This is a genomic window from Mesorhizobium sp. M1406 (genome assembly GCF_040317555.1).
Taxonomy (GTDB): domain Bacteria; phylum Pseudomonadota; class Alphaproteobacteria; order Rhizobiales; family Rhizobiaceae; genus Mesorhizobium.
On record NZ_JAMYKW010000006.1, the window covers coordinates 182,351 to 206,080 of the forward strand.

Below are 23,730 nucleotides of genomic sequence, written 5' to 3' on the forward strand. Positions count from 1 at the left end.
GCAAAGTCAAAAACCGGCGCCGAGCCCTTGGCAGGCAAACACCGAAAACCGCTCACATCAGCCCCATTCACATCAGTCGTTGTCCGTCGGCGCCAAAATACAGCGGCGACCGGTAGCGGATCACCACTCTGTCGCCCTGCGCCAGATCCGTGTCGGGGTCGGTCAGCGTCACCAGTTTCTTCGACCCAACCGTCACATGCAGGTGGTTCTGGTCGCCGAGATGCTCGACCCAGTCGACCACGCCGTCGGCGTGGCCGTTGGTTGCCTTTTCGATCGTCAGATGTTCGGTGCGCGCGCCGATCGTCTTGGTTCCCGCCGGCGCGCCACCATCGGGCAGCAGTCCGGTCGGCAGAAGATTGATCGCCGGCTGGCCGAGTCTTGCCGCGACATGCAGGTTCGCCGGCTCCGAATATATGATTCGCGGCGAGCCGATCTGCACCAGCACGCCGTCGGCAAGGATGCCGATGCGGTCGGCCATCGTCATCGCCTCGATCTGGTCGTGCGTGACATAGAGCATGGTGGCGCCGAGTTCGGTCTGGATGCGCTTCAGCTCGAGCCTGAGATCCCCGCGCAGCTTGGCGTCGAGCGACGACAGCGGCTCGTCCATCAGATAGATCGAGGGCTTGCGCACCAGCGCGCGGCCGATGGCGACGCGCTGCATTTCGCCGCCCGAAAGCTTGGTCGAGCGGTTGGCGAGCTTGTGATGGATGCGCACCATCCTGGCCACCTCCTCGACCCGGCGGCGGATCTGGTCTTCCGGCATTTTCCGAGCCGGCGAGCGCAGCGGGAAGGCGAGATTGTCGAACACCGACAGATGCGGATAGAGCGAATACTGCTGGAAGACGAAGGCGGTGTCGCGCTCTGCCGGCGACAGCGTCGTGGCATTGTGGCCGCCGATTTCGATCGCGCCGGAATCCGGCCGTTCCAGCCCGGCGATGAGCCGCAGCGTCGTCGTCTTGCCGGCCCCCGTCGGTCCGAGCAGCACGACGAACTCGCCATCTGATATATGCAGATCAAGGCCGTCGACGGCGGCATGGTCGCCAAAACTCTTGGTCACGTTCTTGATGTGCACGTCAGCCATGCTGGGCCCTCCGCTCGGAGGCGACATCGTGGATCGCGGTTCTCACGGCGCGGCCGGATCCTTTCTCGAACAGCGACAGCCGCGCGCTGCTCAGCGCCAACCCGACATGGTCGCCGGTGGAGAGCCGGATTTCGGCCGGGACGCGTGCCTTGATGATGCCGTCCGCCGTCTCTACCGCCACGATTTGCGTGGTGCCCAGATATTCGGTGCCATAGATGGCACCGCGCAGCTTCGAATTGTCGTCGAAGCGGATGTGTTCGGGCCTGATGCCGAGCACCATGTCGGCAGGTGCGATATCCTCGCGCACCTCCGGCACCGAGACCTTCGCGCCTTGGACGACGATCTCCCTGGCACCCTTGGCGAGCCCGCCGCCGAATCCCAAGAAATTCATCGGCGGCGAGCCGATGAAGTCGGCGACGAACATGGTCGCCGGGCGGTCGTAGATTTCGCGTGGCGTGCCGAACTGTTCGATGACGCCATGGTTCATCACCGCGATCTTGTCGGCCATCGACATCGCTTCCATCTGGTCGTGCGTGACATAGACCGTCGTGGCGTGGATGCGGTTGTGCAGCTCGCGCAGCTCATGGACCATCAGATCGCGGAATTCGGTGTCGAGCGTGCCAAGCGGCTCATCCATCAGGAAGCATTTGGGCCGCCGCACGATGGCGCGGCCGAGCGCCACGCGCTGGCGGTCGCCACCGGCAAGGCCGGAGACGGATTTGTTGAGCAGATGGTCGATGCGCAGAAGCTTCGCCGTCTCCTCGACCCGCGTGCGAATCTCGGCCGAAGGCATGCCTTGCGCCAGGAGCGGAAAGCCGATGTTCTTGCGCACGTTCATGTGCGGATAGAGCGCGAACAGCTGGAAGACGAAGGCGATGTCGCGCTCGCGTGCCCGCCGCATGGTGACGTCGTCGCCGCCGAGCAGGATCTGGCCGCCGGTCGGCAATTCGAGCCCGGCAATCATTCGCAAGGTCGTCGTCTTGCCGCAGCCCGATGGCCCTAGCATGACGAAGAACTCGCCATCCTCGACGACGAAGTTGGAATCCTTCACGGCGACGAAATCGCCGAAGGCCTTTCTCAGGTGCTGGACGCGAATTTCGGCCATGATTATTCCGGGAACTTCGAGACGATGATGAACATCACCGTGCCGGCGAGCATGGTGATGAAGGAATAGGTGTAGAGCGACAGCGCGAAGGGCTGGAACAGCATCAGGAAGCCGATGGCGATCAGCGCCGTCGCGATGTTTTCCATCAGGCCGCGGCGGAGCGCGCGCGGCCAGGACGAGCGCTTGGCAGAGCTGCGGCGGGTCATGGCGACAACCTCCGCGACACCTTCTCCCCGTCACTACACGGGGAGAAGGTGGCCCGAAGGGCCGGATGAGGGGCGGCGCCCAAGTCCGGAAAGCTAGCGCTGCCCCTCATCTGCCTGCCGGCATCTTCTCCCCGTAAACGGGGGGAAGGGACGCTGCCGCGCCGTCGGTTCCATGCCTGCTGACAACTCATGATGCTGCTCATTTGCGCACCGCGCCGAAAGTGATGCCGCGCAGCAATTGCTTGCGAAGCAGGATGGTGAAGACCAGGATCGGCACCAGGAAGATCGTCGTGCCGGCTGCTACCGCCGGCCAGTCCTGGCCGCCTTCGCCGATGATGGTCGGGATGAAGGGCGGCGCGGTCTGCGCCGTGCCGGAGGTCAGGAGTGCCGCGAAGGCGTATTCGTTCCAGGCGAAGATCAGGCAGAAGATAGCGGTCGCGGCAATACCGGTCGTGGCTTGCGGCAACACGGTGCGCCAAAAGGCCTGCAGCCGCGTATAGCCGTCGATCATCGCCGCTTCCTCATATTCGCGCGGGATCTCGTCGATGAAGCCTTTCAGCAGCCACACCGCCAGCGACACGTTGACGGCCGTGTAAAGCAGGATCATGCCGAGCGCCGTGTCGGACAGGCCAAGCTCGCGGTACATCAGGTAGATCGGAATGGCGACGGCGATCGGCGGCATGAAGCGCGTCGACAGGATGAAGAACAAAAGGTCGTCGGCCAGCGGCACCTTGAAGCGCGAGAAGCCGTAGGCCGACAGCGTGCCGAGAAACACCGCGCAGAAGGTCGAGCCGAAGGCGATGATCAATGAGTTGAGGAAGCGCGGCAGGAAGTTGGAAGGGCCGGCGATCACCATGTTGCGCTTGCGCGTGGTCTCGTCGCAGAAGCTCGTCGCCGGTCCCAGCGAGTTGATGTATTCCGGCGTCTGCCGCGTCCGCGTCGTGAACAGATTGCAGTAGCCTTCGAGGCTCGGCTGGAACAGGATCTTGGGCGGATAGGCGATCGAATCCGGCGGCGTCTTGAAGCTGGTGGCGAAGATCCACAGCAGCGGCACGATCGAGATCAGTGCATAGGCAATGATGATCGCGCCGGCGATGCGCTTCGAGTTGGCCGAAGGTGCGACGACCGAGTGGGCTGTGGTCAGGCTCATCTCTGCTTCACCTTGTTGAGCGCCTTGACGTAGATGTTGGCGAGGCCAAACACCGCAACGAACAGGATGATGGCGAAGGCCGAGGAATAGCCGGTGCGCCAGCTTTCGAAGGCTTGCCGCTTCAGCGTGATCGAGGCGACCTCGGTGGTCGAGCCCGGCCCGCCGCCGGTCAACAGATTGACCATGTCGAACATCTTGAAATTCTCGATGCCGCGAAACAGCACCGCCAGCATGATGAAGGGCAGCGCCATCGGCAGGGTGATCGACCAGAACTGCCGCCAGTTGGAGGCGCGGTCGACCTCGGCCGCCTCATAGATGTATTCGGGAATGGAGCGTAAGCCCGCGAGGCAGATCAGCATCACGTAGGGCGTCCACATCCACGTATCGACGATGATGATCGACCAGGGCGCCAGCGACACGTTGGAGAGCATCTGGATATCGGTCGGCGGGATCCTCGTGACGAAGGAAATCGCGTAGGCGAACAGGCCGATCTGCGGTTCGTAGAGGAAGCGCCAGAAATTCCCGACCACCGCCGGCGACAGCATCATCGGCACCAGGATCAGCGTCGTCCAGAAGGCATGGCCGCGGAACTTCCTGTCGATCAGCCAGGCCAGCGTGAAGCCGATCAGCGTCTGCAACAGGATGGTCCAGAACACGAAATGCGCCGTGGTCTGCATGGCGATCCAGATATCCTTGTCGCCGAGGATGCGCTGGTAGTTGGCAAAGCCGAGATTCTTCAACACTTCGTTCGGGCGGTTGGCGCGGTAGTTGGTGAACGACAGGTAGATCGCCCAGAACAGCGGGAAGATGTTGATGGCGAGCAGCAACAGGATCGTCGGCGAGATGAACAGCCAGGCCAGGCCCTTGTCGCTGATGCCCCGGACTTTGCGGGCCAACGGTTCCGGGGTCGCCCGGGCAACGTTCTCCGCGGTCCGATTGAGCATGGTGAGTCCTGCTTCGGTCACTTGGTCGTCTCTGTCATGGAATTTATCTGAACCGCGTCCCGTGCCAAGGGCGGCACGGGACCAAGAGCATGATGCCGAAAAGTGTGCAGCGGTTTTCGGACGACATCATGCTCTCTCTCTTTTTATCCCTGGAGGCGGATGATTTCTGGTCGGTTCGACCTGAAAATCATCCGCCTCCAGGGCCTAGCTCGGGAGGAGCCGATTACATCTTGCCGTCGTCCTCGAAGACCTGCGTCCAGTCCTTGACGAGGCCGTCGAGTGCGTCCTTGGCCGATCCCTGGCCGGCGACGACATAGTCGTGGAAGCGCTTCTGCGAGGCCTGCAGCAGCGGTGCGTAGCTGGGCTCGGCCCAGAAGTCCTTCACGATGGCCATCGAGTCGAGGAAGGTCTGCGCGTAGGGCTGGCTGGCCGGGAAGGCAGGATCCTTGACCACCGCGTTGAGGCAGGAATAGCCGCCGAGCGACCACCACTTGGACTGCACGTCCTTGTTGGCGAACCACTTGATGTATTTCAGCGCCGCTTCCTGCTTGTCGGAATAGGACACCACCGAGATGCCCTGGCCGCCGAGCTGGGCGAACTGCTCGCCGTCGGGACCCTTGGGATTGACGAAGTAGCCGATCTTGTCGCCGCCGACATTCTCGTCCTTTTGCAGGCCAGGCCATGTGAAGGCGAAGTTCATGTGCATCGCCACCTGGCCGGATTTGAAGGCATCGACACCTTCGCCCATGTAGCTGTTCGAGGCGCCGGGCGGTGTGCAGCAATCATAGAGCGCCTTGTAGAACTCCAGGCCCTTCACCGACTTGTCGGAGTTGACGAAGCCTTCCATCTCATAGGGCTTCTTGGGGTTCTCGTACTGGAAGCCATAGCTGTAGAGCACGTCCATGGCGCCCATGGTGATGCCTTCAGAGCCGCGCTCGGTATAGATCGAGGCGCCGTAGACGGTCTTGCCGTCGATCTCACGCTTCTGGAAGAACTCGGCGACCTGCTTCAGCTGGTCGAAGGTGGCCGGCGGGCCGAGATCCCAACCGTACTTCTCCTTGAATTCCTTCTGCAGTTCCGGCTTGGAGAACCAGTCCTTGCGATAGGTCCAGCCGACGACGTCGCCCATGGCCGGCAACGCCCAGTAGTTCGGCGTGTTCTTCGGCCATTCCGAATAGCCGACGACGGTTGCCGGTACGAAGTCGTCCATGCTGATCTTCTCCTTGTCGAAGAAGTCGTTCAGCTTGACGTAGTGGCCGTTCTCGGCGGCGCCGCCGATCCACTGGCTGTCGCCGATGATCAGGTCGCACAGCTTGCCGTGCGAATTCAGCTCATTGAGGAACCGGTCGGCATAGTTGGTCCACGGCACGAACTCGAATTTCATGCCGATGCCGGTTTCCTTGGTAAAATCCTTGGACAGTTCGACAAGCGCGTTTGCCGGGTCCCAGGCGGCCCAGCAGAGCGTCAGGTCTTCAGCGTGCGCGACGTTCGAGACGGCTGTCGACGCTGCAATCGCCGAGGTCAGTCCCAACGCCAGTTTCAAACTCGATTTCATGTCTTCCTCCCATTTGCGAAACGCGCCCGGATGACGGTTTCAAGAGCCTTCAACCCCTCTCCTCAGGGGCCCAAACATGGCGGCGCAACAGCATCGCAGATGTTTAGTAATTTGTTTAGTGATGCAATTTTTACTAAACAAGGCAAGCAAATTCGTTGCTGCGCCGCAGCATGCTCATGGCGATGTCTGAAAACGTTGGGAAAAGCGCTGGTCGGCTACGGCCTGGCGGTCGTCGGTGGAGCCGGCTGCTGACCATGGTGCGCGAGCAAGCGCGGCTGGGCACCGTGCGCTGGAACCCGTTTTCCCGCACCCGGCTCTGAGCCGCCCCGGTTGCACGGCGACCGTAACCGCTGATATGCGGACGCCATGACGACAAAGCCCTTGCCCGAGCTTCCTGTTTCCGACGTGCTGCCGGCGCTGCGCGAAGCGCTCGGCCATGGCAACAGCGCCGTGCTGGTGGCGCCGCCCGGCGCCGGCAAGACGACGCTGGTGCCGCTGGCGCTGCTCGATGCGTCCTGGCTTGGGGCCGGCAAGATCGTGCTGCTCGAACCGCGCCGGCTCGCCGCCCGCGCCGCCGCCCGCCGCATGGCCGAATTGCTTGATGAGGAGCCCGGCGCCACCGTCGGCTACGCCATGCGCATGGAGAACCGCACCTCGGCAAAGACCAGGATATTGGTGGTCACCGAGGGCGTGCTCGCGCGCATGATCCTCGACGACCCAGACCTGCCCGGCGTCTCGGCGGTGATTTTCGACGAATTCCACGAGCGTTCGCTCGACGGCGATTTCGGTCTGGCATTGGCGATCGACGTGCAGGGCGCGCTGCGGCCGGATCTGCGGCTGCTGGTGATGTCGGCGACGCTCGATGGCGCGCGCGTCGCGAAGCTGCTGTCGGGCGCCCCGGTGATCGAGAGCGAGGGCCGCGCCTTTCCTGTCGATGTGCGTTACGACGAACGGTCGGCGGGCACCACCATCGAAGACGCCATGGCCAAGGCGATCCGCGCCGCCCTTGCCGACGAGAGCGGCAGCGTGCTCGCCTTCCTGCCCGGCCAGCGCGAGATCGAACGCACCGCCGAGCGGCTGGCCGACAGGATCAGTGCCGATACCGACATCGTGCCGCTCTACGGCATGCTCGACGGCAAGGCGCAGGACGCGGCGATCAAGCCGGCGCCGCCAGGCCGCCGCAAGGTGGTGCTGGCCACCTCGATCGCCGAGACCTCCATCACCATCGACGGCGTGCGCGTCGTCATCGATTCCGGCCTGTCGCGGCTGCCGCGCTACGAGCCGGCGAGCGGCCTTACCCGGCTGGAGACCGTGCGCGTCAGCAAGGCTTCCGCCGACCAGCGCGCCGGCCGTGCCGGCCGCACGCAGCCTGGCGTCGCCATCCGGCTGTGGCGGGCCGAGCAGACGGCCGCACTTCCCGCCTTCACGCCACCCGAAATCCTGGAAGCCGACCTGTCCGGCCTGCTGCTCGACTGCGCCGCTTTCGGCGTCGCCGATCCGACAGGGCTCGCCTTTCTCGATCCGCTGCCGGCGCCAGCGCTCAACGAGGCGAGGGCGCTGCTGCGCGCTCTGGATGCTATCGACGAGGATGGGCGCCTGACCGATGCGGGTATGGCGATGCGCAAGCTCGCTCTGCCCGTGCGGCTTGCGCATATGGTCGCCGAGGCAGCCGAGAGCGGTCACGCCCATGAGGCAGCCATGCTTGCCGTGCTGCTCACCGAACGCGGCCTTGGCGGCGATGGCGCTGACCTAGAGCGACGGTTGATGCGCTTTCGCCAGGAAAGATCGCCGCGCGCCACCGCCGCGCGCCAACTCGCCGAACGGCTGGCGAGGCAGGCATCTTCACCCTCCCCCTTGTGGGGAGGGCCGATCCGCGAAGCGGATCGGGGTGGGGGTCGGCCGAGCGCGGCACCCCCACCCCGTCTCCCTCGTCTTGCTGCGCAAGGCGAGCTCGCCTACCCTCCCCACAAGGGGGAGGGTGGAGCCGGCCCCCTGCTCGTCCACGCCTGGCCGGATCGCGTCGCCAAGGCGCGCGGCGAGCGCGGCCGTTTCATACTGGCCAATGGCTCGGGCGCGATGCTCGACGCAGCCGACCCGCTGGCGGGTGAGCCGTTTCTGGTCGTCGCCGATTTGCAGGGCAAGGCGCAGAACGCGCGCATCACGGCGGCGGCGGCAATCAGCGAGGACGATGTCCGCGCCGCGCTCGCGGACAAGATCGAAACACGAAGGCAAACGAGCTTCGACCGCGACAAGCGCGCGGTGCGCGTGCGCGAGGCCGTTCGCCTTGGCGCCATCACGCTTGCCGAACGCATGCAGCCGCCGCCAACCGGCACAGATGCCGATCGGGCCATCCTTGATGCGGTGCGCGAGCACGGGCTGTCGCTGCTCACCTGGAGCAAGGAGGCGCAAACGCTGCGCCAGCGGCTTGGCTGGCTGCATCGTGGCCTTGGCGCGCCCTGGCCCGATATGGCGGATGCCGTCCTCATCGAGCGTCTCGACGACTGGCTGCTGCCGTTCCTGTCCGGCGCGGCATCCTTTGCCGCCATCGATGCGGGCGTTGTCTCGGCCGGACTGGCCACACTCGTGCCGCACGATCTGCAGCGCAGGATCGATACGCTGGCGCCAACCCATTTCGAGGCCCCGTCGGGCAGCCATGTGCCGATCCGCTATGACGGCGAATGGCCGGTGCTGGCGGTTCGCGTGCAGGAACTGTTCGGTCTCGACCGCCATCCCGCCATCGCCAATGGCAGCGTGCCGCTGACGCTCGAACTCCTGTCGCCGGCGCACCGGCCGATCCAGACGACGCGCGACCTGCCCGGCTTCTGGCGCGGCTCCTGGGCCGATGTGCGCGCCGACATGCGCGGCCGCTATCCCCAGCATGTCTGGCCGGAAAATCCGCTTCTCGCCGCCGCCACCGCCCGGGCAAAACCCAGAGGTACCTAGCGCTTGCCGTCCCGCGGCTGTATTTCATGGTCATGATCAGCGTTTTGCGTTCGCCCGATTTCCAGCAGAGTCAGAGACTGCGCCTCAACACGCTGATCCGGCTGCGCTGGCTTGCCATCGTCGGTCAGAGCGTTGCGGTTCTCGTCGTTGCCTATGGCCTGAAGTTTCCGCTGCCGGTCAGCCTCTGCTTTGCCCTGATCGCCTGTTCGGCCTGGATGAACCTGTTTCTCGCCTTCCGTTTTCCGGCGGCGCACCGGCTCACTCCGCTCGCGGCCTTCGGCATCCTCATCTTCGACAGCCTGCAGCTTGCCGGCCTGCTCTACATGACGGGCGGCCTCACCAACCCGTTCTCGCTGCTGATGACCGTGCCCGTCGTCATTTCGGCGACCTCGCTGCCCCTGCGCCTGACCGCCATCCTCGGCGGGCTGGTGATGTCGGCGGCGACCTTGCTGGTCTTTGTCCATCTGCCGCTGCCCTGGCATGAAGGCGCGCCGCTGGAGATGCCCTTCATCTACGTCGCCGGTATGTGGATGGCGGTGCTGTCCTCGATCGCCTTCACCGCCATATACGCCTTCCGGGTGGCCGCCGAAGCACGGCTTCTGGCCAATGCGCTCGCCGCCACGGAGTTGGTGCTGCAGCGCGAGCAGCATCTTTCGGCGCTCGACGGGCTGGCCGCCGCGGCCGCGCACGAACTTGGGACGCCGCTCGCCACCATCGCGCTTGTCGCCAAGGAGATGGAAAAGGCCCTCGGCAACGATCTGAAATACGGGGAAGACGTGAAGCTGCTTCGCTCGCAGAGCGAGCGCTGCCGCGAAATCCTCAAGCGCCTGACCAGCCTGTCCTCCGAGGGCGAAGCGCATCTTTCGCGGCTGCCGTTGACCTCGCTGGTCGAGGAGGTCACCGCGCCGCATCGCGACTTCGGCATCTCGATCAAGCTTCGGCCTGGCGAACGCATCGGGCCCGAGCCGGTTGGGCGCCGCAATCCGGGCGTCATCTACGGCCTCGGCAATCTGGTCGAGAACGCCGTCGACTTCGCCCGCAAGAGCGTCACCGTCGGCTGGAGTTGGAACGAGGCCACCGTCACCTTCTCGATCATCGATGACGGACCGGGCTTTCCGGCCGAGATCATCGACCGCATCGGCGAGCCCTATATGTCGACGCGCCAGGGCAATGAAGGCGGCGGCGGCCTGGGGCTCGGCCTGTTCATCGCCAAGACTTTGCTCGAACGCTCTGGCGCGACGCTCGATTTCCGCAATTCGAGCGGCCTGGGCGAGGGCGCCGTGGTACAGATATCGTGGCCGCGTGGTGTGTTCCTCAATCCGGAAATCACTTCGGCCAGCATGTTCGACACCGCCTGAGAGCCTTGAAGGAGCTCTAAAAATTGGACAATGAGGCTCGGGAACTATATCTGCGTAAAATTAAGGCAGCAGGAATTTTGAGACTATGACAGGCGACGAAAATATTGGCGCAATGGTTGAAGGCGAGGACACCTCGCTGCTCATCGTCGATGACGACAAGCCGTTCCTTACGCGTCTGGCCCGCGCCATGGAAACCAGGGGATTCGTGGTCGAGACGGCCGAGAGCGTCGAGGAGGCGGTTGCCAAGGCGCGCGCCAATCCGCCCGCCTACGCCGTGGTCGACATGCGGCTTGGCGACGGCAACGGCCTCGACGTGGTCGCGGCCATCCGCGAAAAGCGCGACGATTCCCGCGCCATCATCCTTACCGGCTACGGCAACATCGCCACCGCGGTGACCGCGGTGAAGCTTGGCGCCGTCGATTACCTCTCCAAGCCCGCCGACGCCGACGATATCTTCGCGGCACTCACCCGCACCGCCGGCGAGCGCGCGGCGCCTCCGGAAAACCCGATGTCGGCCGACCGCGTCCGCTGGGAGCATATCCAGCGCGTCTATGAAATGTGCGAGCGCAATGTCTCAGAGACAGCGCGCCGGCTCAACATGCATCGCCGCACCTTGCAGCGGATACTGGCCAAGCGCGCGCCACGCTGAGAGACTGCTTGGAAACTCTACTCTGGCGGCCATCTGATGGCGTTTTCTGCGCTTCCGTTGCTCACGGACCAAATGTCCGCTGCGCTACGGTTCTCGAAACCGCCACATATGACTCGCCAGAGCGAATTTCGAAACAGTCTCTGGGGCGCGGAACACAGTCCGATGCTTGCTCCACTGCCGGAGTTTGAGCATCATCGCGAGTGACGCGGCTTAACGGAGGCGACATGCGGGATTTGAAGCAGCGGCCGGTTTCCGTCTTCCGCGAATTCCTCGATAGTGAAGCGGCCGGCGGTATCGTCCTGATGGCGGCGGCGGCACTGGCTCTCATCGTCGCCAATTCGCCGCTGGCCGAAACCTACTTTTCCGCGCTCCACGCCTATCTCGGCCCGCTCAGCGTGTCGCACTGGGTCAATGACGGGTTGATGGCGGTGTTCTTCCTGCTCGTCGGGCTGGAGATCAAGCGCGAGATGCTGGATGGCCAGCTCTCCACCTGGCCCCGGCGCGCATTGCCCGGCATCGCCGCCGCCGGCGGCATGGTGGTTCCGGCGCTCGTCTATGTCGCCATCAACCGCGACAATACGGCGGCACTGTCGGGCTGGGCGATCCCGACCGCCACCGACATCGCCTTCGCGCTCGGCGTGCTGTCGCTGCTCGGCAGCCGCGTGCCGGCTTCGCTGAAGGTGTTCCTCACCGCGCTGGCCATCATCGATGATCTCGGCGCCGTCATCATCATCGCCATCTTCTACACCAGCGGTCTGTCGCTCACCTATCTCGGCGCCGCTTTCGCTGTGATTGCCGCGCTGGTCGTGCTCAACCGCATGCGGGTGATGACGTTGGTGCCCTACCTTGTGCTGGGCGCCATCCTGTGGGTGCTGGTGCTGAAATCGGGCGTCCATGCGACGCTTGCCGGCGTCGCGCTGGCGCTGACCATTCCGCTCGAACGCTCCGCCGGGATCGGCCACGATCTCGATCATTCGCCCCTGCACCGGCTCGAGCACGGCCTGCACAAGATAGTGCCCTTTGTCGTCATCCCGATCTTCGGCTTTGCCAATGCCGGCGTTTCGCTCGCCGGCCTGAGTTTTGGCGCGCTGATCGAGCCGTTGACGCTGGGTGTCGCCGCCGGCCTCGTGGTCGGCAAGCCAGTCGGCGTGTTCGGTTCCTCGGCACTTGCGATCCGGTTCGGGCTTGCCGATCTGCCCGCCAATGCCGGCTGGGCGCACATGATCGGCATCTCGCTGCTGTGCGGCATCGGCTTCACCATGAGCCTGTTCATCGGCCTGCTCGCCTTCGCCAGTGACGTGGCATTGCAGGACGCGGTCAAGGTCGGCATCCTCGCCGGCTCCTTCATCGCCGCTATTCTGGGTGCCGCCGTGCTTTTGATGGCCCCGGCCGAGCGTGGGCTGGAAGAGGGTGAAGGGTAAGGCGATACCTACTCGCTCTCACCCTCGAGCGCCGGCACCGACACGCCGGCGAGTTCAGCCGCCAGCAGCCGTGAAGCGCCGGCCCGCGCGATCCGCAGCATCAGCGCCTTGCGCGTGGCCGCCGCCATGCGGTGCTCCGGGGCATCACGCATGATTTCGGCGCCGTAGCCGTCGGAGAGGATGAAGCCGCACTCTTCGGGAAATATCTCCGAGGGCACGCCGGGATGGGTGGCGAAAAAGAAGCGGTCGGAGTGCAGCCGGTAGTCGGGCCATTTGCGGTCGACCCTGAAATCCTCGATCGAGGATTTTATCTCGATGATCCAGATGTCGCCCTGCCGCGTCAGCGCGACGAGGTCGGCGCGGCGACCGGTGGCCAGCGACAGCTCGGGCAGCACATGCGCGCCCATTTCCATGAGCAGCCGCTGCACGCCGCGCCGCACCAGCATGGCGCGTTCGGACTGGCGACCGTCGATGAGAGGGTTGATTTGGATGGGAGAGATAATCGGCATGACGGCAGCATGCCAGATTTTGTTCACGGTTTGAACCCCGCCCGCGGGGCGATTGACAAACTCGGCGGAATAGGAATATAATCCTCGAACAATCAATTGCCGACAGAGGGACGCGACGTCATGCCCCAAACGCCATGGGAAGTGCTGCTGATGAGCCTGCGTTGGGTCGCATTTCTGATTGCTGCCTTCCCATCTGCGAGGAACGGTCCAAAGAATCCCGATGCCCTGGATCGCTCCAAAGAAACCGCACCATCCCCATGCGCGATTCATATCAGCGCACCCGGATTCGCCAACTCGGCGACGAGCCAAGAAGTGGCCGGCGCATGCCGGTGGGACGGCATTGCCGAAGCCGCGTCGGCCACTGCGGCGATTTTTGGGGGTATGCCGCCCCACCAGACTAGCATCGGGAGACAAAAGGCGAGGGCTTTGGTAAAAACCGTACCGTCGAAGTCCGGAAGGCGGCTCTGGCTCACCGCCCCGTTTCATTCCATCCGAGGAATGGCGTCCTTGCTTGCCTGCGCCTCGGCATTCAGCAGCGCTTCATGCAGGTGCCCGGAGCGGTCACAGCAAGGCGATTTTATATTTGACAGACTCCGGCCCACCGCAGCGCCACGTTCGTTCCCCCTAATGACTCCCGCCCAGCGGCAGGCGCATAGCCTCTCTTTAAATTAGCTAGCGCGCATATAACGGAAAGGTGGTATTTTAGGAGGCAGCCGGAGCTCCCCCTTACACCCCGCTCCGGTCAGGCCCGGTAGCGGTCCACCCAAAGGAAAGGCCACCGGGCCGCCGCCTTCCATCAACAGCTGGAAAATGGGGCCAAAGTCCGAGGTTCATACGCAAAAATCCGACAGTTCCGGAAATGTCCATTGGACGTACCGCCACTTTAGTCAGTCGACATGTAAGTCGCGTCGACCCGCCCCATCAAAGGTAGTGCCGGTCATCAGGATGACAACTCGCCCCCGCGCCTCAAATGTATATTCGTCGCCAAAATGGCCGACGCGGATGCCGGTGAGACAACATTGCCTAATCGCGTCGGCCATCTGCGGCGGATTTGGGATTGCCGCCTTTCAAGTTTAGCGCGGCTCAAAAGGTGGGCAATGCGCCTGGCTGCTTGGTTATGATCGTACAATCGAATGCCCATGTGCCTTTTTGCAACCAACCCATGGCCCGCTCGTTGACCCAATGCCGGGTTGATCCCCTGGCACTCCAGAGACTGCCCGCCGCCCCACAGCGGCGGGCCTTTTTTGCCCTGATCGGAAGTCTAGCCGACAGCGACGGCGCAGGCCCGACGAATGCGACTTCTTGTTTGCCGGCCTCGGTCAGAAGCGGATCCAGAAGGATCTGCGGAAACACCTGCGGCGCCAGTAACCGTGATGCCAATAGCGACGGCAAACCCGTCTCCACCCGCGACGGCGGCGATGCCACCTGCGATGCCGCACGAGCTCGATGCCGTCTTGGACGTCAGGACCATCCTGGTCGAGAATATCGTCGGACAGTTTGTCGAGTTCATCGAGAATGCCGGGTCCCGTATTCGGGATGCCGGCCAACGCAGTGGCGGGGCGCGCAAGTGCGACCACGGTCGCGGCCCCCGCCATTCCAAGCATTCCAGTCAGGAACAATCGCCGATCCATGCCAACCTCCATCGTTGATCATTGCGACAAGGATGAAATAGTGCGGTCGATTGACGCGCCCAGATATCGAAGGAAATTGTGCCGATCGAACTGCCGTGCGGCCGGCGGCGGACCTTTTTAGCGCCTGCTCGACAATCCGTGCGCCAAGGCGCCGCTCGATCATGGTCGATGCGAAGTCCTTATGCAGGGGCCGAAGCACCCTTGTCGCTGAGCAACGTCGCCCCCGCCATGTCATCAAGGATCGGGCAATCCGGCCTTTCGTCGCCATGGCAGGCGTGGATCAGCTTCTGCAAGGTCGAGCGCATCGACTGCAGTTCGCGCACCTTCTCCTCGATCGCCGCGACATGGGCGGCGGCGATCTCGCGCACGTCGTGGCTGGCGCGGCCGCGGTCCTTGTAAAGCGCCATCAGCTGCCGGCAATCATCGATGGAAAAGCCGAGATTGCGCGCGCGGCGCAAAAAGGTCAGCCGGTGGATGTCGTCTCCGGAATAGTCGCGGTAGCCGTTGGCGGCGCGCGCCGGGGCGATCAGGCCGATCTCTTCATAGTAGCGGATGGTCTTGGCCGGCAGGCCGGAGCGGTGGGCGGCGTCACCGACATTCATGATGGTTCTCCTCGATTCCTGACGAAGCCGTGGGCCCGGTCATTGAATTTCCTCCACAATCCTGTGAGGGCTGTTGCCGAAATGCCATAGTAGTGCGCTTACCAGCACGTCAACTCCGGCATATAGGCATCGCGCGCTTGGCAAGCAAAGCAAATGCCAGCATGAATGATTGCGAGAAAGCGGCCGACTCGTGCCGCCGAAGTTGGGGCGGGGCACCGGATCACCTGATGCGCATGAAGTCGTTTGCTATCGTCGCCGCACTGGCGCTGTCCACTGCTATCGCCGGTTGCAGCACCATCGGCTCGCGGATTTTTTCCAACGACTATGGCGCGGTCACTGACGCCGGTTACCAGCTGCCGCGCGTCCCGATCGAGAAAGTGCCGTTGAAGTACCATCGGCAGGAAGTGAACTACGACAGCCCGGAAAAGCCGGGCACCATCATCGTCGATACGCAGAACAAGTTCCTCTATTTCGTGGAAGGTGACGGAAGGGCCATTCGCTACGGCATCGGCGTCGGCCGTGAAGGCTTCGAGTGGCACGGCACCGCCCACATTGCGCTCAAGCGCGAATGGCCGACCTGGACGCCGCCGCGGCAGATGATCCAGCGCCAGCCCGAATTGGAAAAGTTTGCCGGCGGCATGGAGCCGGGCCTGAAGAACCCGCTCGGTGCGCGCGCCATGTACCTGTTCAACAAGGGCGGTGACTCGGGCTATCGCCTGCATGGCAGCCCGGAATGGAATTCGATTGGCAAAGCGATGTCGTCGGGCTGCATCCGCCTGATGAATCAGGACATTATCGACCTCTATGACCGCGCCTCGGTCGGCGCCAAGGTCATTGTTCTTTAGATCATGATTCCGAGAAAGCGGTATCGGTTCTCGGGAAAATCATGATCGGATAGAGGCAGCTTTCATACGCGGACCGTCTAGGCAACAACGGACGTCCCAAACAAAAAACCGGGCAATTTGGCCCGGTTTTTTGTTTTTTGCGATGGATCGAGTTTGTTAGCCGGCAAGACGGCGAGTTGAACGGTCAGGAGACCTGCTCGACCTGCTGCACTTCCGGCACGAAGTGGCGCAGAAGGTTCTGGATGCCGTGCTTCAGCGTCGCCGTCGATGACGGGCAGCCGGCGCAGGCGCCTTTCATATGCAGGAACACCGTACCGTTCTCGAAGCCGCGGAAGGTGATGTCGCCGCCATCCTGGGCGACCGCCGGGCGCACCCGCGTATCGAGCAGTTCCTTGATGGTGATGACCAGTTCCTCGTCGGCCTTGTCGTAGAACTCGCCGGTCAGGCTGGTCTCGGCGGCAGGACCGGCCTTGGCCATGACAGGCGCGCCGGACATGAAATGCTCCATGATGGCGCCGAGGATCGCCGGCTTCAGATGCTGCCAGTCGGGGCCGTCCTTGGTCACGGTGATGAAGTCATAGCCGAAGAAAACACCGGTGACGCCGGGAATCTCGAACAGCCGGCCCGCCAGCGGCGAGGCAAGTGCGGCACCGTCGGCATCGCGGAAATCGGCGGTGCCTTCCAGAAGCACTTCCTTGCCAGGCAGGAATTTCAGCGTCGCCGGGTTTGGCGTCGATTCGGTCTGGATGAACATGGCCATCTCCGTGCCCGTTTCGGGCAGCTAGTTTGGAATAATTCTAAATAGGCTCAATCGGCTGGACATTCAAGCGAAACGCATCGCCGGAACGACTGGCTGGCGGAATGTTTTTGCGCGCCTCGGTAGGTGCTCGAAGGTGTGTCGAGATTCAGGTCAGGCCGGCATCACCCCGACATCGATACATCTCAGGCGAGGCTGTCGATCTCCTCGTCCGAAAGGTTCTGCGGCACGACCGTCACCGGGATCGGGAAGGCGGCACCCTTGCCGGCCACGGCGCCGACCAGCGGCCCCGGGCCTTCCTTGCCCGCACCGGCGGCCAGCACCAGGATGGCGATGTCCTGGTCTTCCTCGATCAATTTGTGGATCTCTTCCGTCGCCTTGCCTTCGCGCACCACCATCTCCGGCTCGATGCCAAGCTTCTGGCGCACCTTGCTGGCATAGCTGTCGAGTGCTGCGCGCGCCGTGGCGGTCGCCTCCTCGCGCATGATCTTCTCGACGCCCAGCCAGTGCTGGAAATCATCCGGCTCGATGACATAGAGCAGCACCAGCGTGCCGCTGGTGCTCTGCGCCCGCTTAGAGGCGTAGGCGACTGCGCGCTCACACTCCGGCGTGTCGTCGATGATCGCCAGGAACTTGCGGCGATGGCCGGCTTCGCGGCTGAGGCGTTTGGAGACCATGTCTTCTACTCGGTGTTACTGAGGCCGTAATCTGCCACCGCCACGGACCGGCGGCAAGCCGCCGGCCTTGGGGCAGTATGGTGCAGTGCGGCAGCGAGATCAGGCCTGCAGCAACCCGATGATGTCGCGGACCGTCTTCATCGTCGCTTCGGCCAGCACGCCGGCGCGCTCGCCGCCGTCCTTGAGCACCGCGTCGACATAGGTGCGGTCGTCGGAAATGCGGCGCATCTCGCTGGCGATCGGCGCCAGTCTTTCCACCGCAAGGTCTGCCAACGCCGGCTTGAACACCGAAAACTGCTGGCCGGCGAACTCCTTGAGCACATCCGCCTTCGACATCTCGGCGAGGCCAGCATAGATGCCGACCAGGTTTTCCGCCTCGGGCCGGGCGGCCAGACCGTCCACCTCGCTCGGCAACGCTTCCGGGTCGGTCTTGGCCTTGCGGATCTTCTTCGAGATGGCGTCGGCATCGTCGGTCAGGTTGATGCGCGACAGGTCCGACGGATCCGACTTCGACATCTTCTTCGAGCCGTCGCGTAGCGACATGATGCGCGCCGCCGGCCCGCCGATGACCGGCTCGGTCAGCGGGAAATAACCGTTCACGGTCTCTTCGCCGACCTGCATCTCGACGCCGACGCCAAGACCGGCGATGCGGCCGGAGAAGTCGTTGTTGAATTTCTGCGCGATGTCGCGGGTCAGCTCCAGATGCTGCTTCTGGTCCTCACCCACCGGGACATGCGTTGCACGATAGAGCAGAATGTCGGCAGCCATCAGGCTCGGATAGGCAAGCAGGCCGAGCGACGCGTTCTCGCGGTCCTTGCCGGCCTTGTCCTTGAACTGCGTCATGCGATTCATCCAGCCGATGCGCGCCACGCAATTGAAGATCCAGGCAAGCTCCGCATGCTGCATCACACGCGACTGGTTGAAGACGATGTGCTTCGTCGGGTCGATTCCCGAGGCCAGGAACGCCGCGGTGATCGACCGCGTCTGGTCGGCGAGGTCTTCATAAACGAGTTGGGCGGTCAGCGAATGCAGGTCGACGACGCAATAGATGCAGTCGGAAGTGTCCTGCAGGGCGACGAATTTCTTGATGGCGCCGAGATAGTTGCCGAGATGCAGATTGCCGGTCGGCTGGACGCCGGAAAAGACGAGTGGCTTGAAGGCTGTCATGGTTTCCTCAAGGCTTGTGGAGGGCCGTTTCGCGCGCGGCGAAAGTCTTGCGACGGCGCGCTTATGGACGAGAGTGTGGAGCGGATCAAGAGGTTCGGTGATCGCGGCGGAGCAATTGCGTCAGGTCGGATTGCTTGTTCCCATGTTGTTGGGAGCGCGCTTGTAGCGCTGGTCTCTTGACCTGCCAGCTTGGCGCCGCCCCTCATTGTCCTGCCGGACATTTCCCGTATAGAGACGGGGAGAAAGAGGCCGTCATCACCGGTTTCGCTAATCGCCAGCGCTGCAAGAAACGCGCCGCGTTGCGGTCAGCTACTTTCTCCCCGTAAACGGGGAGAAATGCCCGGCAGCGCAATGAGGGGGCAGCGCAGACATCGGCATTCATGATAGAGTGGGACATATTCTGCATACGATCTGATGAAAAATAAATGCCCGTCGACATCAACATCGAAGCAGCTTTGAAGCGTCGCGCCCTCGAGACGCCGCTGGAAACAGCGGCGCGGCTTCGGGCCGAATTCGGAATCGAACTTAGCAAGCAAGCACGCGAGCCACTGCGACGCCCGGTCTCCGACGAATTGTCTGGCGAAGACTGATGCTTGTCGACGGGGTCAATACAGTTGGGCTCACGGATCTGGAGACTGTTCCTTGACAGGGGGCGTGCCCTTCCGCCCAACATTGCGCCGGATCATGCCGAAGTCGGCGCCGCCGGTGGCAAACGCGGTGATGAAGTAGAGCAGCGCTCCGCCGGCGACCAGCGACAGCAGCGTCGTCGCCTTGACGACCAGCGGCGAGCCGGGTCCGAGCCTGACGGCGAACCAGTGCTCGGCGAAATAGAGCGCCGCCCCCATCACCACCGCCGACAGCACCAGCCGTGGAATGCGTTTCATCAGCGGCACGTCGCGGCCCCAATGGCCGCGCCGGATCAAGACGCCGAGCAGCATCAGCGCGTTGACCCAGCCGGCGACGGCCGAGGCCACCGCGATGCCGGGCGCGCCCATCCGGGGGAACAGCGTCAGCGCCGTCGTCACGTTCACCGCCACCGAGATGGCGGCAAAAATCATCGGCGCGCGCGTGTCCTCGCGGGCGAAATAGCCCGGGGTGAACGCCTTGATCAGCACGAAGGCCGGCAGGCCGAGGCCGAAGATCGCCAGGATCGCCGCCACCGTCGGTGTCGAACCGTTGGCGGCAAACGCGCCGCGCTCATAGACCAGCCGCACAATCGGTTCCGACATCACCCAGAGCGCGGCTGCAGCCGGCAGGGTCAGAAACAGCGTGAACTCGACCGAGCGGTTCTGCAGGTTGGCCGCTTCGATCAGATTGCCCGACTTCAGCGCCCGGGACAGTTCGGGCAACAGCACGATCGCCACCGCCACGCCGACCACGCCGAGCGGCAACTGGTAGATGCGGTCGGCATAGGCAAGCGAAGAGACAGCGCTGTTTTGCGCCGAGGCGATCGCCGTGCCGATCAGCTGGTTGATCTGAGTGATGCCGCCGGTGATTGCCGCCGGCAGCGCCAGGATCAGCAGCCGCTTGACAGCGGGCGTCATTTTCGGACGGCGGAAACCGATCGAGATGCCCGCATGGCGCACCGCCACCCAGACGATCGCCAGTTGCACCAGCCCGGCGGCAAGCACACCCCAGGACAGCCCGTAGCCGACGGTGAGTGCGTCGGAGCCCTTGTACCAGGCATAGGCGAGCACGCTGATCAGGATGACGTTGAGGAACACCGGTGCCACTGCCGCTGCGAAATAGCGGCGCAGCGAATTCAGCATGCCCGCCATCATGGCGCCCAGCGACATGCAGATCAGATAGGGGAACATGATCGTCGCCAGCGTCACCGTGGTGTCGAATTTCCCCGGTGTGCCGGCAAAACCCGGCGCCACCAGGTAGCGCACGATCAGCGGCATCGACAGTTCCATGATGATCGTCAGCGCCAGCAGCGCCGTGAACAGCACACCGAACACTTCCTCGGAAAAGCGCTTGGCGCCGTCGGTGCCGTGGGTCTCGATCTCCTTGGCGAACAGCGGCACGAAGGCGGCGTTGAAGGCGCCCTCGGCGAACAGCCGGCGAAACGTGTTGGGAAACTGGAAGGCGGCGTTGAAGGCGTCGGCGACCGGTCCGGTGCCGAGTGCGGCCGCCATCAGCATCTCACGGCCGAAGCCGAGCGCGCGGCTCATCAGCGTGCCGGAAGCGACCGTTGCGAATTTCTTGACGAGGCTCATGCGTTTGGAGACTGCCTGCGGGATAAGGACAAAGTGATGGCGGCGGTCACTCGGCCGCCGCCCTGGCCTTGCCGCCGCGTTCGGGCACGATGCCTTCGAGCGTTGCCATCAGCCGGTTGCGGATGGTGGCGATGCGGGCCGGGCTGTCGATCTTCTGGCCGGTGAGGTCGGTGACATAGAAGGTGTCGATGACCTTCTCGCCGAAGGTGGTGATGTGGGCCGATGCGATGTCGAGCGACAGGTCGGAAAGCGTTCCGGTGATCTCCGACAGCAGCCCCGGCCGGTCCAGGCCCTCGACCTCGACGACCGAAAAACGGTTCGACAGCGTGTTGCGGATTTCGGCGCGCGGCGGGATCTTGAACACCTTGGCGCCGCGCCGCGGCTTGGTGCGCTTCTCGATCATCTCCGGCAGCCAGCTCTTGCCAGACAGCACGTCCTCGATCAGCCGTCCGACACGCTCGGCACGTCGGCGCTCATCCTCGTCGCGGTCGAATTCTCGCGAGATCAGGATGGTGTCCAGGGCACGGCCGTCCGACGTCGTGAATATCTGTGCGTCGACGATGTTGCCGCCGGCTCCGGCGCAAGCCCCGGCGATGACCGAGAGCAGGCGGGGGTGGTCCTGCGCCAGCACGGTGATTTCGGTCACTGCCTCGAACTGGTGGGTCATGACCATGGTGGCGAGCTTCTTGCCCGCCACATCAGCCTCGCGGATGAACTCGGCATGGCGCAGCTGGTCGGCGAGATCGACGGTCAAAAGGTAGTTCTCGTAGTGCTGGCCGACATAGCGCTTGCGAGCCTTGTCCGGCCAACTGGCAAGTGCCTCGGCGAGACGCTCTCGCGCCGCCGCCGTGCGCTGGGCGCGCGACACTTCCGAAAAGCCGCCGGTCAAAAGCAGTTCGGTCTCGTAGTAGAGCGTGCGCAGCAACTGGCCCTTCCAGCCGTTCCAGACACCGGGTCCAACGCCCCTGATGTCGCAGACGGTCAGGATCAAAAGCAGCTTCAGCCGCTCGACCGACTGCACGATCGCGGCGAAATCCTCGATGGTCTTGCGGTCGTTGAGGTCGCGGGTCTGCGCCGTCATCGACATCACCAGGTGGTTCTCGACCAGCCAGGCAACGGTTTCGGTATCGGCCGGCGACAGCCCCATATGCGGGCAGATGCGCCGCGCGATCCTGGCACCGGCCTCGGAATGATCTTCAGGTCTGCCCTTGGCGATGTCGTGCAGCAGCACGGCGACATAGAGCGCCTCGCGGCTCTTCTTCAGCCCCGGCATCAGCGTGTGCGAGAGGGGATGGACCTTTTCGCCGTCGCCGCGCTCGATCTCGGCCAGCACGCCGATGCAGCGGATCAGGTGCTCGTCCACCGTGTAGTGGTGGTACATCGAGAACTGCATCATGGCGACGATCTTGCCGAAATCCGGGATCAGTCTGCCGAGCAGCCCAGCCTCGTTCATGCGGCGCAGATTGAGTTCGGCATTGCGGTCCGAGGTCAGGATGTCGAGGAACAGCCGGTTGGCCTCCTCGTCGCGCCGCAACGACTTGTTGACCAGGCCGAGCGAGCGGGTCAGCAGCTTCAGCGCATCGGGGTGGAACTCCAGGCCGTGCTTGTCGGCAAACCAGAACAATCTCAAAAGATTGACCGGATCGCGTTCGAACACCTGGTCGTCGGCGATGTTGATGCGGTGGTTGTCGACAATGAAGTCCGACGTGCCGGCCAGCTTGCGCTTGCGGCGCGAGAAGGTGAGGAAGATACGGTTGAAGCCCGGCACGTGCTTGGCCTGCTCTTCTTCGAGCGCGGCGCAGAAGATGCGGGTCAGGTCGCCGACATCCTTGGCGACGAGGAAATAGTGCTTCATGAAGCGCTCGACCGCCGACAGGCCGGGGTGAGTGGTGTAGCCGAGCCGTTCGGCGATCTCGCGCTGAATGTCGAAATGCAGCCGTTCCTCGGCCTTGCCGGTGAGGAAATGCATGTGGCAACGCACCGCCCACAGGAAATCCTCGGCCTTCTGGAACTCCCGGTATTCGCCCTCGGTGAAGACGCCCTTGTCGACCAGTTCCTGGCCGGTGCGCACCCGGTAGAAATATTTGCCGATCCAGAACAGCGTCTGCAGATCGCGCAGGCCGCCCTTGCCGTCCTTGACGTTGGGTTCGACGAGATAGCGGCTTTCGCCGGCCTTGGCATGGCGGTCGTCGCGTTCGGCAAGCTTGGCCTGGACATATTCGGGACCGGTCGTGCGCACCACCTCATGGTCGAAGCGCAGCATCAGCTCGTCATAGAGTTTTTCCTCGCCCCACAGGAAACGCGCTTCGAGGATCGAGGTGCGGATGGTGACGTCGTTGCGCGACAGCCGAAGGCATTCGTCGATGTTGCGGGTGGCGTGACCGACCTTCAGCCCCAGATCCCACAGCATGTAGAGCATGTATTCGACGGTCTGTTCGCCCCACGGCGTCTGCTTGTAGGGCAGCAGGAACAACAGGTCTATGTCGGACCCAGGCGCCAGCGTGCCGCGGCCATAGCCGCCGACAGCGACGACGGCCATGCGCTCCGCCGAAGACGGGTTCTTGACCCGGTAGACATGGGTGACGGCGAAATCGTAAAGCGCCCGGATGATCTCGTCCATGAGATGCGACAGCCGCGCCGCGCAGGCACTGCCGCCGCCGTCGTCCCGCAGCATGCGTTCGGCAATGGCGCGCCCGTCTGCCAGGCGCCCCTTGAGCAGCTGGAGCACACCGCTGCGCGCCGCCTGTCCGGAGCCGTCACCCGCCTTGGCCGCGGTCTGCGCGGTCATCTCGCGGCGCAAGGCTTCGCCGTCGATCAGTTCGTCGAGCTTCAGGGAGATTCTTGCCATATGTCCAAGTCGGCCTTGCCTTTTCGGCGGCGTCTATAGCGCGTTTTCGCGGCGCTGGGTATG

20 protein-coding genes and 1 pseudogene are annotated in these 23,730 nt (G+C 63.7%); 8 read left to right on the plus strand and 13 right to left on the minus strand.

Annotated elements, in window-relative coordinates:
- Nucleotides 1–67: 67 nt before the first annotated feature.
- The 6 genes from NKH03_RS08580 to NKH03_RS08605 all read right to left on the minus strand — a co-directional run bounded on the left by NKH03_RS08580 (nucleotide 68) and on the right by NKH03_RS08605 (nucleotide 6,041).
- Complete coding sequence (locus NKH03_RS08580) at nucleotides 68–1,081, minus strand: ABC transporter ATP-binding protein (protein WP_352968041.1); 1,014 nt, start codon at nucleotides 1,079–1,081, stop codon at nucleotides 68–70.
- Entirely contained in the window at nucleotides 1,074–2,186 is a 1,113-nt protein-coding gene (locus NKH03_RS08585; protein WP_352968042.1) for an ABC transporter ATP-binding protein, read from the minus strand. Before NKH03_RS08585 ends, NKH03_RS08580 begins: the two co-directional genes overlap by 8 nt.
- 2 nt (nucleotides 2,187–2,188) lie before the next feature.
- Nucleotides 2,189–2,392, minus strand: coding sequence for a hypothetical protein (locus NKH03_RS08590; protein WP_352869012.1), 204 nt, complete (start codon nucleotides 2,390–2,392; stop codon nucleotides 2,189–2,191).
- A gap of 199 nt (nucleotides 2,393–2,591) precedes the next feature.
- On the minus strand, nucleotides 2,592–3,542 hold the full coding sequence (locus NKH03_RS08595; protein ID WP_352968043.1) for a carbohydrate ABC transporter permease: 951 nt from the start codon (nucleotides 3,540–3,542) through the stop codon (nucleotides 2,592–2,594).
- Nucleotides 3,539–4,486 carry a carbohydrate ABC transporter permease gene (locus tag NKH03_RS08600; protein ID WP_352968045.1) on the minus strand — a complete coding sequence of 316 codons (948 nt, stop codon included), beginning with the start codon at nucleotides 4,484–4,486 and terminating at the stop codon, nucleotides 3,539–3,541. The genes NKH03_RS08595 and NKH03_RS08600 overlap by 4 nt, the downstream gene beginning before the upstream one ends.
- A 223-nt stretch (nucleotides 4,487–4,709) precedes the next feature.
- Nucleotides 4,710–6,041: an ABC transporter substrate-binding protein gene (locus NKH03_RS08605; protein WP_352968046.1), complete on the minus strand. Its 1,332-nt coding sequence runs from the start codon at nucleotides 6,039–6,041 to the stop codon at nucleotides 4,710–4,712.
- A gap of 204 nt (nucleotides 6,042–6,245) precedes the next feature.
- Between NKH03_RS08605 and NKH03_RS08610 the strand changes: the two are divergent.
- From NKH03_RS08610 to nhaA, 5 genes and pseudogenes are all read left to right on the plus strand, one after another.
- Nucleotides 6,246–6,361, plus strand: a pseudogene (locus tag NKH03_RS08610) (DMT family transporter); the annotation flags it as partial.
- 46 nt (nucleotides 6,362–6,407) lie between these two features.
- On the plus strand, nucleotides 6,408–8,984 hold the full coding sequence (gene hrpB / locus NKH03_RS08615) for an ATP-dependent helicase HrpB (protein WP_352968047.1): 2,577 nt from the start codon (nucleotides 6,408–6,410) through the stop codon (nucleotides 8,982–8,984).
- A gap of 26 nt (nucleotides 8,985–9,010) precedes the next feature.
- Complete coding sequence (locus NKH03_RS08620) at nucleotides 9,011–10,342, plus strand: ActS/PrrB/RegB family redox-sensitive histidine kinase (protein ID WP_352869002.1); 1,332 nt, start codon at nucleotides 9,011–9,013, stop codon at nucleotides 10,340–10,342.
- Between the two features lie 85 nt (nucleotides 10,343–10,427).
- Nucleotides 10,428–10,991: an ActR/PrrA/RegA family redox response regulator transcription factor gene (locus NKH03_RS08625; RefSeq protein ID WP_023762754.1), complete on the plus strand. Its 564-nt coding sequence runs from the start codon at nucleotides 10,428–10,430 to the stop codon at nucleotides 10,989–10,991.
- 224 nt (nucleotides 10,992–11,215) lie between these two features.
- The gene (gene nhaA, locus NKH03_RS08630) at nucleotides 11,216–12,412 is read left to right on the plus strand and encodes a Na+/H+ antiporter NhaA (protein ID WP_352968048.1); all 1,197 of its coding nucleotides are present in this window, start codon (nucleotides 11,216–11,218) and stop codon (nucleotides 12,410–12,412) included.
- Between the two features lie 8 nt (nucleotides 12,413–12,420).
- Here nhaA and NKH03_RS08635 read toward each other — a convergent pair whose 3' ends face one another.
- Nucleotides 12,421–12,921: an MmcB family DNA repair protein gene (locus NKH03_RS08635; protein WP_352869159.1), complete on the minus strand. Its 501-nt coding sequence runs from the start codon at nucleotides 12,919–12,921 to the stop codon at nucleotides 12,421–12,423.
- Nucleotides 12,922–14,351: 1,430 nt separating this feature from the next.
- On the opposite strand from NKH03_RS08635, the gene NKH03_RS08640 reads away from it, so the two are divergent.
- Entirely contained in the window at nucleotides 14,352–14,570 is a 219-nt protein-coding gene (locus NKH03_RS08640; protein ID WP_352883144.1) for a hypothetical protein, read from the plus strand.
- Between the two features lie 161 nt (nucleotides 14,571–14,731).
- Here NKH03_RS08640 and cueR read toward each other — a convergent pair whose 3' ends face one another.
- Nucleotides 14,732–15,154, minus strand: a complete 423-nt coding sequence (gene cueR, locus NKH03_RS08645) for a Cu(I)-responsive transcriptional regulator (protein WP_352868993.1) — start codon at nucleotides 15,152–15,154, stop codon at nucleotides 14,732–14,734.
- A 227-nt stretch (nucleotides 15,155–15,381) separates the two neighbouring features.
- On the opposite strand from cueR, the gene NKH03_RS08650 reads away from it, so the two are divergent.
- Complete coding sequence (locus NKH03_RS08650) at nucleotides 15,382–15,999, plus strand: L,D-transpeptidase (RefSeq protein ID WP_352968049.1); 618 nt, start codon at nucleotides 15,382–15,384, stop codon at nucleotides 15,997–15,999.
- Between the two features lie 184 nt (nucleotides 16,000–16,183).
- Here NKH03_RS08650 and NKH03_RS08655 read toward each other — a convergent pair whose 3' ends face one another.
- From NKH03_RS08655 to trpS, 3 genes are all read right to left on the minus strand, one after another.
- Nucleotides 16,184–16,753: a NifU family protein gene (locus tag NKH03_RS08655; RefSeq protein ID WP_352968050.1), complete on the minus strand. Its 570-nt coding sequence runs from the start codon at nucleotides 16,751–16,753 to the stop codon at nucleotides 16,184–16,186.
- Between the two features lie 188 nt (nucleotides 16,754–16,941).
- Complete coding sequence (locus NKH03_RS08660; protein WP_352968051.1) at nucleotides 16,942–17,433, minus strand: universal stress protein; 492 nt, start codon at nucleotides 17,431–17,433, stop codon at nucleotides 16,942–16,944.
- Between the two features lie 99 nt (nucleotides 17,434–17,532).
- Nucleotides 17,533–18,600, minus strand: coding sequence for a tryptophan--tRNA ligase (trpS, locus tag NKH03_RS08665; RefSeq protein ID WP_352968052.1), 1,068 nt, complete (start codon nucleotides 18,598–18,600; stop codon nucleotides 17,533–17,535).
- A 425-nt stretch (nucleotides 18,601–19,025) separates the two neighbouring features.
- Between trpS and NKH03_RS08670 the strand changes: the two genes are divergently transcribed.
- Complete coding sequence (locus NKH03_RS08670; protein WP_352968053.1) at nucleotides 19,026–19,190, plus strand: hypothetical protein; 165 nt, start codon at nucleotides 19,026–19,028, stop codon at nucleotides 19,188–19,190.
- Between the two features lie 30 nt (nucleotides 19,191–19,220).
- Here the strand turns inward: NKH03_RS08670 and murJ are convergent, their stop codons facing one another.
- Entirely contained in the window at nucleotides 19,221–20,819 is a 1,599-nt protein-coding gene (gene murJ, locus NKH03_RS08675) for a murein biosynthesis integral membrane protein MurJ (protein WP_352868979.1), read from the minus strand.
- A gap of 46 nt (nucleotides 20,820–20,865) precedes the next feature.
- Nucleotides 20,866–23,667: a [protein-PII] uridylyltransferase gene (locus NKH03_RS08680; RefSeq protein WP_352968054.1), complete on the minus strand. Its 2,802-nt coding sequence runs from the start codon at nucleotides 23,665–23,667 to the stop codon at nucleotides 20,866–20,868.
- Nucleotides 23,668–23,730: the final 63 nt, after the last annotated feature.

Bases quoted from the DNA above. Each gene is read 5' to 3' on its own strand.
- NKH03_RS08580 (WP_352968041.1), bottom strand. From the start codon at position 1,081: ATGGCTGACGTGCACATCAAGAACGTGACCAAGAGTTTTGGCGACCAT.
- NKH03_RS08585 (WP_352968042.1), bottom strand. From the start codon at position 2,186: ATGGCCGAAATTCGCGTCCAGCACCTGAGAAAGGCCTTCGGCGATTTC.
- NKH03_RS08590 (WP_352869012.1), bottom strand. From the start codon at position 2,392: ATGACCCGCCGCAGCTCTGCCAAGCGCTCGTCCTGGCCGCGCGCGCTC.
- NKH03_RS08595 (WP_352968043.1), bottom strand. From the start codon at position 3,542: ATGAGCCTGACCACAGCCCACTCGGTCGTCGCACCTTCGGCCAACTCG.
- NKH03_RS08600 (WP_352968045.1), bottom strand. From the start codon at position 4,486: ATGCTCAATCGGACCGCGGAGAACGTTGCCCGGGCGACCCCGGAACCG.
- NKH03_RS08605 (WP_352968046.1), bottom strand. From the start codon at position 6,041: ATGAAATCGAGTTTGAAACTGGCGTTGGGACTGACCTCGGCGATTGCA.
- hrpB (WP_352968047.1), top strand. From the start codon at position 6,408: ATGACGACAAAGCCCTTGCCCGAGCTTCCTGTTTCCGACGTGCTGCCG.
- NKH03_RS08620 (WP_352869002.1), top strand. From the start codon at position 9,011: ATGGTCATGATCAGCGTTTTGCGTTCGCCCGATTTCCAGCAGAGTCAG.
- NKH03_RS08625 (WP_023762754.1), top strand. From the start codon at position 10,428: ATGACAGGCGACGAAAATATTGGCGCAATGGTTGAAGGCGAGGACACC.
- nhaA (WP_352968048.1), top strand. From the start codon at position 11,216: ATGCGGGATTTGAAGCAGCGGCCGGTTTCCGTCTTCCGCGAATTCCTC.
- NKH03_RS08635 (WP_352869159.1), bottom strand. From the start codon at position 12,921: ATGCCGATTATCTCTCCCATCCAAATCAACCCTCTCATCGACGGTCGC.
- NKH03_RS08640 (WP_352883144.1), top strand. From the start codon at position 14,352: ATGCCGCACGAGCTCGATGCCGTCTTGGACGTCAGGACCATCCTGGTC.
- cueR (WP_352868993.1), bottom strand. From the start codon at position 15,154: ATGAATGTCGGTGACGCCGCCCACCGCTCCGGCCTGCCGGCCAAGACC.
- NKH03_RS08650 (WP_352968049.1), top strand. From the start codon at position 15,382: ATGCGCATGAAGTCGTTTGCTATCGTCGCCGCACTGGCGCTGTCCACT.
- NKH03_RS08655 (WP_352968050.1), bottom strand. From the start codon at position 16,753: ATGTTCATCCAGACCGAATCGACGCCAAACCCGGCGACGCTGAAATTC.
- NKH03_RS08660 (WP_352968051.1), bottom strand. From the start codon at position 17,433: ATGGTCTCCAAACGCCTCAGCCGCGAAGCCGGCCATCGCCGCAAGTTC.
- trpS (WP_352968052.1), bottom strand. From the start codon at position 18,600: ATGACAGCCTTCAAGCCACTCGTCTTTTCCGGCGTCCAGCCGACCGGC.
- NKH03_RS08670 (WP_352968053.1), top strand. From the start codon at position 19,026: ATGCCCGTCGACATCAACATCGAAGCAGCTTTGAAGCGTCGCGCCCTC.
- murJ (WP_352868979.1), bottom strand. From the start codon at position 20,819: ATGAGCCTCGTCAAGAAATTCGCAACGGTCGCTTCCGGCACGCTGATG.
- NKH03_RS08680 (WP_352968054.1), bottom strand. From the start codon at position 23,667: ATGGCAAGAATCTCCCTGAAGCTCGACGAACTGATCGACGGCGAAGCC.